This is a genomic window from Phaeobacter sp. (assembly GCF_022825805.1).
Taxonomy (GTDB): domain Bacteria; phylum Pseudomonadota; class Alphaproteobacteria; order Rhodobacterales; family Rhodobacteraceae; genus Phaeobacter.
Window position 1 is genome coordinate 1 of the sequence record NZ_JAJDWC010000037.1, and the last position, 9,089, is coordinate 9,089.

The 9,089-nt window shown below is 57.6% G+C and carries 10 protein-coding genes; 4 read left to right on the plus strand and 6 right to left on the minus strand.

The features are described 5' to 3' along the window. Positions 1-102: 102 nt before the first annotated feature. Positions 103-678: a DUF6473 family protein gene (locus Q0C28_RS04185; RefSeq protein WP_293573397.1), complete on the plus strand. Its 576-nt coding sequence runs from the start codon at positions 103-105 to the stop codon at positions 676-678. Between the two features lie 124 nt (positions 679-802). Here the strand turns inward: Q0C28_RS04185 and Q0C28_RS04190 are convergent, their stop codons facing one another. The 6 genes from Q0C28_RS04190 to Q0C28_RS04215 form a co-directional block, all read right to left on the minus strand. After that, a complete protein-coding gene (locus Q0C28_RS04190; protein WP_293573398.1) occupies positions 803-1,732 on the minus strand; it encodes an FAD-binding protein in 930 nt (309 codons plus the stop codon). Beyond that, complete coding sequence (locus Q0C28_RS04195; RefSeq protein WP_293573399.1) at positions 1,732-2,490, minus strand: electron transfer flavoprotein subunit beta/FixA family protein; 759 nt, start codon at positions 2,488-2,490, stop codon at positions 1,732-1,734. The genes Q0C28_RS04190 and Q0C28_RS04195 overlap by 1 nt, the downstream gene beginning before the upstream one ends. 287 nt (positions 2,491-2,777) lie before the next feature. Further along, the gene (locus Q0C28_RS04200; RefSeq protein WP_293573400.1) at positions 2,778-3,350 is read right to left on the minus strand and encodes a cob(I)yrinic acid a,c-diamide adenosyltransferase; all 573 of its coding nucleotides are present in this window, start codon (positions 3,348-3,350) and stop codon (positions 2,778-2,780) included. 3 nt (positions 3,351-3,353) lie between these two features. Beyond that, entirely contained in the window at positions 3,354-3,560 is a 207-nt protein-coding gene (locus Q0C28_RS04205; protein WP_293573401.1) for a twin transmembrane helix small protein, read from the minus strand. 69 nt (positions 3,561-3,629) lie between these two features. Further along, a complete protein-coding gene (locus Q0C28_RS04210) occupies positions 3,630-4,460 on the minus strand; it encodes an SDR family NAD(P)-dependent oxidoreductase (RefSeq protein ID WP_293573402.1) in 831 nt (276 codons plus the stop codon). A 38-nt stretch (positions 4,461-4,498) separates the two neighbouring features. Continuing rightward, positions 4,499-5,206, minus strand: a complete 708-nt coding sequence (locus Q0C28_RS04215) for an SH3 domain-containing protein (RefSeq protein WP_293573403.1) — start codon at positions 5,204-5,206, stop codon at positions 4,499-4,501. Positions 5,207-5,502: 296 nt separating this feature from the next. Between Q0C28_RS04215 and Q0C28_RS04220 the strand changes: the two genes are divergently transcribed. From Q0C28_RS04220 to Q0C28_RS04230, 3 genes are all read left to right on the plus strand, one after another. After that, positions 5,503-7,851, plus strand: coding sequence for a DNA topoisomerase IV subunit A (locus Q0C28_RS04220; protein WP_293573404.1), 2,349 nt, complete (start codon positions 5,503-5,505; stop codon positions 7,849-7,851). Between the two features lie 138 nt (positions 7,852-7,989). After that, positions 7,990-8,604, plus strand: coding sequence for a hypothetical protein (locus Q0C28_RS04225; RefSeq protein ID WP_293573405.1), 615 nt, complete (start codon positions 7,990-7,992; stop codon positions 8,602-8,604). 323 nt (positions 8,605-8,927) lie between these two features. Then, a partial coding sequence (locus Q0C28_RS04230) for a GTP-binding protein (protein ID WP_293573406.1) occupies positions 8,928-9,089 on the plus strand: 162 nt, incomplete at its 3' end.

The window sequence follows — 9,089 nt, forward strand, 5'->3', positions numbered from 1 at the left end:
GCGAATACACGTCTTCGAACTTCATAAGTCGAACTTCCTGTAACACTTCTGTCCGCTTCATAACGCCTCCTTTCGGAGACATGATAAAACCGGACAGATCGCATGTTACCTACACCGGACATATCGCTTGTTAGCGACAGAGACGCAGAAAAGACGTTGATCCAGATCCTGGGCGCGCAAAATCTCTCAAATCCTTATTACAAGGTCCACCCGCGGCGGAATGACCGGTTCTTGCAGGCGCATGCGCCCTTGCTGAAGCTGTTCCCTGAAATCGACTTTACCGAGTATCATTTCAACAAACACTTACTCAGCGCGCTGCGATCCTGTGATATCGACCGCTATGAAATCCTGCGCGAAGCCCTGCAAGACTGTTGGGTCGAGCGCATGGGAGAGCTGATTGGCGAAGTTGGCACGGACGTGCTGCTATTATGGATCAAATACGATCTGGATCAGCATGTGTTGTTTGGTCAGGAACCAGCGTTGGTGGATCGTCCCATGGTGGATGCGCTGCGCAGCTCGGTTGCGGGTGTGGTGGAGCTGCCGGTCCATACCGCGCAGGATGCTGCAGACGTCGACGGCATGTTCTTTGGGCAACTGGATCTGCCCTCTGCGCAGCGGATGATTGGGCCGCAGGAACATCACCGGATTGCGGAGCATCTTCGGTCGCGGCTGTCCTGATCCGACGGTGGGCCTGTGCGCTCCAAATCCCTAGTGGCAAACGGACCACAACATCCTGGCCGCCAAAACATAAAAAAAGCCCGCACAAAACTGCGCGGGCTTTCATGTTGTTATGGCTGGAGGATTAGCCCAGTTTTTCCATCAGTTCGGGCACGGCTTCGAACAGGTCGGCAACCAGACCATAGTCCGCAACCTGGAAAATTGGCGCTTCCTCGTCTTTGTTGATCGCAACAATGATCTTGGAGTCTTTCATGCCAGCCAGGTGCTGAATTGCGCCAGAAATACCAACGGCGACATAGAGCTCGGGGGCAACCACTTTACCGGTTTGACCAACCTGCCAATCGTTTGGCGCATAGCCGGAGTCAACCGCAGCGCGCGATGCACCAACAGCAGCACCCAGTTTGTCAGCCAGGTTTTCGATCAGTTTGAAGTCATCTTCGGAGCCGACGCCACGGCCACCAGACACCACGACCCCAGCAGAGGTCAGTTCTGGACGGTCGCTTTCGGCCACTTTGTCTTCAATCCACTCCGACAGCGCGGGGTTGTCCGCGGCAGAGATGGTTTCCACAGAGGCGGAGCCACCGTCGCCAGCCGCGTCAAAGGTTGCGGTCCGGAAGGACACAACTTTTTTCGCATCGCTGGATTTGACGGTCTGGATGGCGTTACCCGCATAGATCGGGCGTTCGAATGTGTTGCCGTCGACGACAGCGGACACATCAGAGATCACCATCACGTCCAACAGCGCGGCCACGCGCGGCAGAACGTTTTTCGCATCGGTGGTCGCAGGGGCAACAATATGCTCATAGTCGGACGCAAGACCCGCGATCAGCGCGGCGGTTGGTTCCGCGAGGCGATGACCGAGGGACGCATCCTCAGCGACCAGAACCTTGGAGACGCCCGCGATTTTCGCAGCTTCGGCACCTGCATCGGCAGCGGAGGCTCCGGCTGCCAGCACGGTGACGTCACCCAGTTTGGTGGCCGCGGTCACGGCTTTCGCAGTTGCATCCAGCGCCAGCGCGCCATCGGTAACTTCGGCAAGGAGAAGAACAGCCATTACACAGCCCCCGCTTCTTTGAGTTTCCCAACCAGCTCGTCCACGGAACCCACGATGATACCCGCAGCACGGGCTTCTGGTTCCGTTGTAGAGACGATTTCCAGACGCGGGGTGACGTCGACGCCATAGTCAGCGGCGGTTTTTTCATCCAGCGGCTTTTTCTTGGCCTTCATGATGTTTGGCAGAGACGCGTAGCGCGGCTCGTTCAAACGCAGGTCCACGGTGACGATGGTTGGCATGTTGACCTTGATGGTCTGCAGGCCGCCGTCCACTTCGCGTGTGACAACCGCTTTGTCGCCGTCGACGTCCAGCTCGGATGCGAATGTGCCCTGGGACCAGCCCAGCAGAGCAGAAAGCATTTGTCCGGTTGCGTTCATGTCGTTGTCGATGGCTTGTTTGCCAGCCAGAACCAGACCGGGCTGCTCTTCCTCGACCACTTTGGCCAGGATCTTAGCAACCGCCAGCGGTTCAATGTCGGTGTGCACGTCGTCTGCCGCATTCACCAGGATCGCACGGTCCGCACCCATCGCCAGCGCAGTGCGCAGGGTCTCTTGAGATTGTTTCACACCGATGGAGACCACAACGATCTCATCCGCCTTGCCAGCTTCTTTCAGGCGGATGGCCTGTTCTACGGCAATCTCGTCGAATGGGTTCATTGACATCTTTACGTTGGCGAGATCGACACCGCTGCCGTCCGCTTTCACACGGACCTTCACGTTGTAATCAATCACGCGTTTGACAGGCACTAGCACCTTCATTTGCGTTCTCTCCTTAGACAAACGGAGCGCCGAAAAACGACTCTCCTTAATGCTCTCGCGATGTTGATAACGACTCAGATTGACCCACAACAGGGCAAAATCGTCACGTTACCGTTCACCGACGTCGCGTCCGAACAATTGTCGGATTACTTTTGCAAGAATGTTTCCGCTTTCCGCGCTGAGCGGTGTTTCGAAAACATCTGTCCTGGGATGCCGGGCAAGCAGCGCCTTGGGGGCGTTGACGCATAAGGTTCACGCGTCAATGCAGGGTCTATGTCGTCAGATGCTCAGCGGTTGGCGCCGGGAACCCACAGGACATCGCGCGCACCATTGTCGTTTACAGCGCGCGACGCCACAAAAAACCAATCCGACAAGCGATTGAGATAGGTGACTGCCGCGTTGTTGATGTCTTCCTGTGTCGCCAGGTCCGTGGTCAGTCGTTCGGCGCGCCGGGCAACAGTGCGACAGACATGCAGGTGGGCCGCCAGTTTGGATCCGCCCGGTAGGACAAAGCTGCGCAGAGGTGCCAAATCGGCGTTCATGGCATCGATCTCGGTTTCCAGCCGCTCGACCTGTGCATCGGTCATCCGCAGTGGTGGATATTCTGCGGTTGCGTCCTTTTCCATATCGGGCCGACAGAGATCTGCACCGAGATCAAACAGATCATTCTGGATCCGCGCCAGTGCCTCGTCCATTTCACCCTCGGCTTCCAGCCGGGCCACTCCGACGAAGGCATTCAATTCGTCAGATGTGCCATAGGCATTCACGCGGGCGGAGTGTTTGGCCACGCGCGCACCATTGCCCAGAGCTGTGTCACCCTTGTCTCCGGTACGGGTGTAAATCTTGTTCAAAACGACCACGAGTTACTGGCCTCCCTGGTTGCGGAAATAGACATAGCCGAGAAACAGCACCACTGCGACGAATTGGAAGAGAATCCGCAGCCGCATCATCTTGTTCGCGTTTTTTGCGTTGAATGCACCTCCGGCACCAAAACCCCCAATGCCAATCGCCAGCACGATGACGGTGGCCGCAACGGCGAGGATCGCCAGAATATGGAGCGGGTCGCTCATCTTTTCAGTTTCCTTGTTTGTCGGCACGCTGGCTGTTCTGCCCCCATGGCAGATGCCGTCGCGACTACGCTATCTAAGCCGTGCGAGGATGCGGTCAATCGCTCGCGTTGTCAGGATGCGTTTTAGCACGCCTCCGATATGCGTTGGCACGGTGACATAGTAGCGCGCCCGTGGCCGGGTGCTTTCGCAGGCATGAATCAGTTTCGCGGTCACCGCCGATGCGGGAAGCTCGAACGTGTCCGGGCCGTTGCTTTCATACAGGCGCTTGAGCAGGCTTTGCTCGTAGCGGTCTCGCAGCGCGGAATTCTCCCAGTCGACGTATTTCTCGAAGTGGGGGATCGCCTTTTCGCGGATCTTTGACGTCACGGGCCCGGGCTCAATCAAAATGACCTCAATTCCGCTGTCGCGCAGCTCGATACGCATGGTGTCGCTGAGCCCTTCGATCGCGTATTTGGTCGCCACATAGGCCCCTCGCCAGGGAAAGGCGACGAACCCCAGGATCGATGAATTCTGGATGATCCGCCCATGTCGCTGCGCCCGCATGATCGGGATCACCTGGCGCGTCAGTTCATGCCAACCGAACACATTGCTTTCGAAAATGGTGCGCAGCCCATCTGTTGCGACATCTTCAACCGCGCCAGGCAGTCCATGGGCGCCATTGTTGAACAGCACATCCAATGTGCCGCCGGTTCGATCCATGACTTCTTTCAGGCCAGACGCAAGTGTTTCGGGGGCGCTGTAATCCATCAATGGGCTGACAAACCCTTGGGCGCGGAGCCGGTCGCAGTCGGCTTGCTTGCGGCAGGCTGCAAAAACGGTCCAACCACGCTCTCGCATGCCATGCGCTGCATCCAGGCCAATCCCAGAGGAGCAGCCCGTGATGAGAATCGTTTTTTGCATTGAAGCCCTCGCGTGGTTTCCCAGTGGATACCGCCGCTTTATGAGCCTTTCTGACTGAGCAGGGAAGCCGCAATCCAGCCAACCGTGCCATCGTCCAAATTGCGCAGCCGCAGCCAACCGGTCCCGATATCTTCGAGAACACGAACTTCGGTGCCGTTTTCCAACCGCTTCAAAATCGCATACGCTGTGCCCGGACCGGCACGCATGTTGACGCGAGTGGCCTTGATCCGTCTGATGTCAGCCAACGGTTCTGCATCTGGTTTTGGCTCCGCGTCTTGCTGCTGCAGGCCGCCCGTCAAGCTGCCCGTCAAGCCGCCTGCCAGCCCGTCCGTCAGCGATGCCAACTGCACAGTTGCGGGTTGTATCGCTACCTGTTGGCCAGTGGCTGGCTGGAATGTCGGGTCAAATGCACTGTCCGGATCGGTCAAACTGGCGCCCGCAGCGCGGATCTGCGCCATGGCCAGTTCTGTCCGCAGGGTTGGATCGGCCTTCGGGCGCAGCGGGCTGTTGGTGGATGTTGGCGCGGTTTGCCGTGTGCCAAGCGTGGTTTGAAGCGCAACTTTGTTGACCAGTTCGTCAGCGCTGACCGAAATTGTGCGTCCTTTGCTGAACGGAGCTGGCTCGGTCTCAGCCGTCACAATAGATGACTGGGCAGGGCGGTCGGGCGGTCGGAAATCAGCCCCTCCGCTGGCCTCATAGAATGCCCAACCCATGAACAGAAATGACACAGTAACGAAACGCGACATAATTTATCCCCCCCAGGATAGTCGGTACCAATAAAACCAATGAACGTGAGCGTCGGGCTTTGCCCGCTGGAGCTGCCCGGCATTCTGCGCAGACCGATCCCTTATCCCTACACTACCCCATCTACCGCGATCAAAATAGGGGAGGAAGGCTGCCATTCTCCCCGAAGGTTGGCTGCTGTGTGTTTGGGTCCGACGGATGGGCGACCTGCATGGGGCGAGCGATTTACCTGGGGGTAACTGTGTATTTTGCCGCTGCGCCGCTTTACCAAGCTGGGCGCGGACAGTATCAAAAGTCCATGACTGACCTGGTAGACGATCAAGACAGCCCCGACTCCCCCGCCACCGGAGAGATGCGAGAACCGTTGCGCCGCGCGATTGGCGAACGGTATCTGACCTATGCGCTCAGCACGATCATGCACCGAGCATTGCCAGATGCCCGCGACGGGCTGAAGCCGGTTCACCGTCGCATTCTATATGCCATGAGCAGACTGCGGCTAAGTTCGTCTGGCGGGTTCCTCAAATCGGCAAAGATTTCTGGCGATACCATGGGAGACTTCCACCCACATGGTGACGCGGCGATTTATGACGCTATGGCGCGTTTGGCGCAGGATTTTAACGTCCGCTATCCGCTGGTCGATGGCCAGGGCAACTTCGGCAATATCGACGGCGACAATCCCGCGGCCTCCCGCTACACCGAAGCAAGGATGACCTTCATCGCTGAAGCGATGCTGGAGGGTCTCAACGAAGATGCGGTTGATTTCCGGGACAATTACGATGGCCGCCTGACAGAACCATCGGTGCTGCCCGCAACCTTCCCCAATATTCTCGCCAATGGTGCGGCGGGGATCGCTGTGGGGATGGCAACCAACATTCCGCCGCATAATATCGCGGAGCTGATCGACGCCAGTATCCATTTGATCCGCACTCCGGATGCGCGCGACGATACTTTGCTCAATTATGTGCCTGGTCCCGATTTTCCGACCGGCGGCGTCATCGTCGAGCCGCAGGAGAATATCGCCAAAGCCTATCGCACGGGGCGCGGGTCCTTCCGGCTGCGTTGTACCCATGAGGTGGAGGATCTGGGCCGTGGACAGTGGCAGATCGTGGTCACTGAAATCCCCTATCAGGTGCAGAAATCCAAGCTGATCGAAAAGATCGCAGAGCTGATCCAGACAAAGAAAGTCCCGATCCTCGCCGATGTTCGTGACGAATCCGCTGATGACATCCGGATCATCTTGGAGCCGAAATCCAAAAACGTGGATCCCGATGTTCTGATGAACATGATGTTCCGCAACTCCGATCTGGAGGTGCGGTTCAGTCTCAACATGAATGTGTTGATCGACGGCGTGACGCCCAAGGTCTGTTCGATGAAGGAAGTGCTTCGTGCGTTTCTGGACCACCGGCGCGAAGTATTGCAACGCCGCTCACAGCACCGGATGGACAAGATCGATCACCGGCTCGAGGTGCTCGAGGGCTTCATTATCGCCTTCCTCAATCTGGACAGGGTGATTGATATCATCCGGTATGATGACGACCCAAAGGCTGCTTTGATGCGCGAAGCCTGGGGAGCGGATCATCCACGGGCGCTGAACGAGGCAGACTATCTGCCGCCGGCCGCAGGTCCGGGAGAGTTGTCCGAGGTGCAGGCCGAAGCGATTCTCAATATGCGTCTGCGCAGCTTGCGGCGGCTCGAAGAAATCGAACTCACCCGGGAACGCGATGCCCTGCAAGAGGAGCGCGCGGGACTGGTCGATTTGCTGGCCTCAGAAGAATTGCAATGGGCTCGGATCACCGAACAGCTGAAAGAGACCAAAAAACAATTCGGCAAAAGCTATGAGGGCGGGGCGCGACGTACCCGTTTTGCAGAGGCAAGCGAAGTCGAAGATGTGCCGCTGGAGGCCATGATCGACAAGGAGCCGATCACGGTTGTCTGTTCGCAGATGGGTTGGGTTCGGGCCATGACCGGTCACATCGATCTGACGCGCGAGCTGAAATTCAAAGACGGTGACGGCCCGCGGTTTATTTTCCACGCGGAAACAACAGATCGGTTGTTGGTCTTTGGATCAAACGGACGCTTCTACACCGTGTCGGCCGCCAACCTGCCCGGCGGACGCGGCATGGGTGAGCCGCTTCGACTGATGGTCGACCTGCCCAACGAAGCCGAAATTATCGATATCCTGATCCACAATCCGGAGGGTCGACTGCTGGTTGCGTCCAACGCAGGCAACGGGTTCATCTGCGCAGAAAAAGACATCGTCGCGCAGACCCGTGGCGGCAAGCAGGTGCTCAACGTCAAGGATGGCGATCGGGCAAAGATCTGCATTCCGGTTGTTGGCGATCATGTTGCTGTGGTTTCTGAAAATGGCAAATTCCTTGTGTTCTCGGTCGAAGAAATGCCGGAATTGGGCAGGGGCAAAGGTGTGCGTCTGCAGAAATACAATATGGCACGCGGCAAACAGGGATCGCTGGAGCTGGATGGCGGGCTCAGCGATATCACCACGTTCAATTGGGATGATGGCCTGAAATGGGAAATGGGCGGGGGCAAAACCCGTCACGAAGCTGATTTGACCGAATGGCTGGGCAAACGGGCAGGGGTCGGCAAAAGACCCCCACACGGGTTCCCGCGGTCGTATAAATTCAGCTAGTCCCAGTTTTCGACCGCCCAAAGGCCCGCCCGATATGTGACTTCATCGCCACCTCAGCCCTGCTGCATGTCTTCTTTGCTTTACCGGCGTGGCTGTGGGTGGCTATTGGGGACTGATTGTTTTCGAAGTGAGACTGCTATGCTCCGGATTTTCGCTCTTTTGACCGCATTGTTGACTGTTGCTGCCTGCACAGGCTCTGCGCCGGACGATCCGCTGCAGGATCTCGGAGCCTTTAAGCTGGGCCACAATGTGGTGATTGCCTCGAAGGTCCAAATGGTTCCGGGTTCCAGAGAGGTCGAACCCGATGAATGGGTCACTTTGCTCACCAATGAGGTGGATGCCCGTTTCAGTCAGTATGATGGCGATCAGCTCTATCATTTCGGAATCAGCGTCGAGGGATACTTTGTCGCCCCCGGCGGCGTGCCCCTGGTGCTGAGCCCAAAATCCGTGCTTGCGGTGAATGTCACCGTTTGGGATGACGCTGCAGGCAAGACGCTCAATTCGGAGGCCAAGACCTTCACCGTGTTTGAAACCACCACCGCAGACAGTTTCCTGGTGGGATCGGGCCATGCGCGCACACGAGAAGAGCAGATGCGCGGGCTGGCCCGCAATGCCGTAGGACAGATCGAGGATTGGCTGGTTGAACAAAACACAGCCGAAGGCTGGTTCGCGCCCAAAACGCCAGCTGCGCAGGCGGATGCACCATCAACTGAGCCATCAGCCGCCCTCACACCCGCCGCGGCCGCACCATAAACCGACGCAACTGAGGTGACGGCGACCGAGTGATCGCAGCGGCGATCGTAGACCGCGCCATCACCACCTATAGCGCCGTCAATCGGTCCGCAGTCCGTTTGCCTGCGGTCGGTCTGCTTCATGAACACTCCTTGTCGTGGACCGCGATATCGCACCAAAAGTGCGTCTTGCGCGCATCTTCATGCAAATCATGCTCAGTCGGCGCCCAAATGTCTCATGCCGTGCAGGAACGGGTTGATTTTCGCCGCTAAACCAAATAAGCCGCGCGCGCAGAGGAAACCCGGGTCCGAGTTTGACCCCCAGTTCATAAGGGCGCCTACAGAATGGCTAAGGAAAAGTTTGAGCGTACAAAACCGCACGTCAACATCGGCACCATCGGCCACGTTGACCACGGCAAAACCACGCTGACCGCAGCGATCACCAAATACTTCGGTGACTTCAAAGCCTACGACCAGATCGACGGCGCACCAGAAGAAAAAGCGCGC